The organism is Acetobacter sp. DsW_54 (genome assembly GCF_002153575.1).
Taxonomy (GTDB): Bacteria; Pseudomonadota; Alphaproteobacteria; order Acetobacterales; family Acetobacteraceae; genus Acetobacter; species Acetobacter fabarum.
Map to the genome: position 1 here is coordinate 1 of NZ_JOPD01000029.1, position 845 is coordinate 845.

Annotated in this window: 1 protein-coding gene; it reads right to left on the minus strand. The window is 53.4% G+C overall.

All coding sequences use genetic code 11. The features are described from left to right. A partial coding sequence (locus HK20_RS10310) for an IS5 family transposase (RefSeq protein ID WP_233129178.1) occupies positions 1 to 765 on the minus strand: 765 nt, incomplete at its 3' end. Positions 766 to 845: the final 80 nt, after the last annotated feature.

Here is an 845-nt window from a genome sequence, read left to right on the forward strand (position 1 = left end):
CGTATTGGTTTTATCCAGCAGCCCCTCTCTCAATCGCGCACCATCACTGGCGGCGGCATCCGTCGTCTTCCATTTTCGGATGAACCGAAACTTCCGATCGATGGAGACGTGGGATTTGTAGCCAAAGAACGGGATGGCAAGATCTCTGGATGGCATGGTTCCATCATCCTGCTGCTTCGCCTTCGTGAACTTCAGCGTCCATCGTGCATGCCTGTCCTTGTGCGACAGTTTGGATGGCTTGTCCTGCCAGTCTTCAGGAATACGGCCTGCTCGCAGATCCGCTTTCTCTGCGTTTGTATTGCGCTGCTTCGGAGCCGCTACGAGCGTGGCATCCAGGATCTGGCCTGACATCGGCAGATAACCAGCGCTGCGCAGGGTCGCATCAAAGCGCTCAAACAGTCTTTCAATGGCCCCCGCCTGTGTCAGGCGTTCACGGAACAGCCAGATTGTTTTGGCATCGGGCACCCGATCTGAAAGTCCCAGACCAAGGAAACGCATAAAGGAGAGGCGATCGTTGATGAGATACTCTGTCCGCTCATCAGACAAATTGTTGAGCGTCTGGATCACCAGGATCTTGAACATCAACACCGGATCAAATGGCGGTCGCCCGCCCTTGCTTCCATCTGAATAGGCCAGAGCCTTCTCCAGATCAGGGCGGAACACCTCAAAATCCACAGTCCGGGAAAACGCTTCAAGCTGATCGCCAAGACCGCTCAAACGAGCAAGCCGCTCTTCAACATCAAAGAAACCAGGCTGTTTCATTATTCATTCATCCACCCAATCACCACAGGAGGTATGGAATCACAGATACGCACTCAAAACCATGGAGTTTTTCGAACCCTCCA